Raw genomic sequence first — 2,052 nt, 5'->3', positions numbered from 1 at the left:
GCGGTGCGCACATGCCGATCAGACCTGAATACCGGCCGCGTCGGGCCGCAGGCGCATGTTCGAGCGCCATGAGTTGCCCACCGGTCGATTCGCCCCCAAGCGCAAACCCCTGAATGATGCGCAGCAAGACCAGCAAGATGGGCGCGAGTATCCCGATCTGCGCGTAGGTCGGAAGCAGTCCCATCAGCACGGAGGTGATACCCATTGCCGATACTGTGCCGAGCATCAAGTTACGCCGGCCAATCTTGTCGCCCAAATGACCACAGATAATGGCCCCAAGTGGCCGTGCAGCGAGACCCACGCTGAAAGTGGCCAAAGATGCCAACAGTGCCGAGCCAGGCTCCATCGCAGGGAAGAACAACTTGGGCAACACAGTGGCTGCAACGACTCCATATAACGTGAAATCGAACCATTCCAAAGCGGTTCCGACCGTGGCAGCCGTGACTGCCCGATTCGCCATGGAACGCGACGAACTGTTTGAATCGTTCTCCATACTTATTACCTCCGCTGTACAAGATGCTCGCAGATACAAACATCAGCACTGTTTATTGTTAGTTATTGTCAGGTATACGAAGTACTGCAGTTTAAGTTTAAACTTACCGCACAGGCACAGGCCAACCCGCCAACTTAATCGAGAAAGTTGACAGGTTAATTAGTTAGTTAGATGCTCGACGCATTACCGGTGAAACACTACTTGCCTCAGATAACTCTGCTGCCGTCGACAGGAGCGCCGGCAGCAGCTCTTTCATTCTTTGTTGCGTGAGCCGTGACATCGGCCCTGCAATAATGAGAATCGCACCAACTTCGCCATTGCCGGTACGCACCGTCGTCGCCAAGGAACTCATTGCGGGCAAGAACATATCTTGCGTCGTGGCGTAGCCGTCCTTGCGTGCGGCTTCAATGAGCGGAAGAAGGGTTTTGAAGGTTGTGGGTGCACTGGGACCAAAGTTGGCTGGAAGGCCAAATCCTTGCCCGGAGACAAGCCGCATGATTTCTTCGTCGCTCTTTCCGGCCAGCCAGCTTATACCTGCGGCACTGCACGACAGTGTGACCGGGCGGCCCATCTCCGGGTCATAACGCAACCCTTCCCGTGCGCCTTGGGCTTTGGCGACATAGACCAGTTGCTCTCCATCAACGACCGCCAGGCGTACCAACTCTCCAGATATTACGGCCAGCCGTTCAAGGATAGGCTGAGCAATATCAACCACTCCGCCGGCGCTCAAGAAGCGCAGCCCCAGGGATGGCAACTTCATGGTCAAGGTGAATTCACCTCGTCTTTCGTCCTTGCGAACGTAGCCCTGCTCAATCAAATCCGCGAGTAACCGGTGTATGGCCGTGATAGGCAGATCGAGAACAGCCGTGAGTTCAGAGAGCGTCATGCCCTCCGGCGAGTTGGCAAGCTCTTCCAAAACACGAAGGATGCGTTCAGCAACGGCGCTCATAGATGGTCGTAGTCCAAGCGGTTACAGGGCCGAAATTGGCAGCTGAGTCACTATAGTGAAAAGTGTTTTCAAAATGCAAACTGTTTTCACTTTTTCATTTTCTGTGTGGATCACTGATGTCGACCGCCATTGTCCTGACGGTCGACGGAAGCCGAAATGCACAGTCAGGTTTTTGCCTCTCCCCCAGATTCACTTACCGAGCTCTGGGAAATGTCGTTCCTCAAACCAAACTTTTCGCCTCGCTGGGCGTCCTCTCTTTAATGCTGCTGACATGGCATTGCTCACCAAACAGCTGACTCCAGAAAAGGACCTGCGATGAGTTTTCTAATTTTTCTTCTAGCCTGTGGTGCTGCGGCAAGCACAGGCATCTTTTTTAAACCGGGCCACTGGTACGAATCGCTCGCCAAACCCGGTTTCACGCCCCCCAACTGGGTGTTTCCGGTCGCTTGGTCAACTATCTATCTGTTGCTTGCCTGGGCCGGGTACCGCCTGACCCTGATACCTGGAAGTCAGGTGGTGCTGGGGTTATGGGCGGCGCAGATTGCGCTTAATACACTGTGGACGCCGGTATTCTTTGGCGCGCAGCGTATGTTCGCAGGCATGGTAATAC

At 54.5% G+C, this 2,052-nt stretch carries 3 protein-coding genes; 1 reads left to right on the top strand and 2 read right to left on the bottom strand.

Annotation, left to right across the window (positions count from 1 at the left end; all coding sequences use genetic code 11):
- On the bottom strand, window positions 1-493 hold a 493-nt coding region (locus AC1DSG_RS30570; RefSeq protein ID WP_477794203.1), incomplete at its 3' end, for an MFS transporter.
- 163 nt (window positions 494-656) lie between these two features.
- Entirely contained in the window at window positions 657-1,442 is a 786-nt protein-coding gene (locus AC1DSG_RS30565; protein ID WP_477794202.1) for an IclR family transcriptional regulator, read from the bottom strand.
- Window positions 1,443-1,757: 315 nt separating this feature from the next.
- Here AC1DSG_RS30565 and AC1DSG_RS30560 point away from each other — a divergent pair.
- Window positions 1,758-2,052 (top strand): TspO/MBR family protein (locus AC1DSG_RS30560; protein WP_477794201.1); only part of this gene is annotated, 295 nt, incomplete at its 3' end.

The organism is Pseudomonas sp. P5_A12, from assembly GCF_056400685.1.
This window is presented reverse-complemented; position numbering and strand designations above follow the sequence as displayed.

What these genes read in the sequence shown, in the direction of transcription:
- AC1DSG_RS30565 (WP_477794202.1), bottom strand. Translation starts at nt 1,442, where the DNA reads ATGAGCGCCGTTGCTGAACGCATCCTTCGTGTTTTGGAAGAGCTTGCC.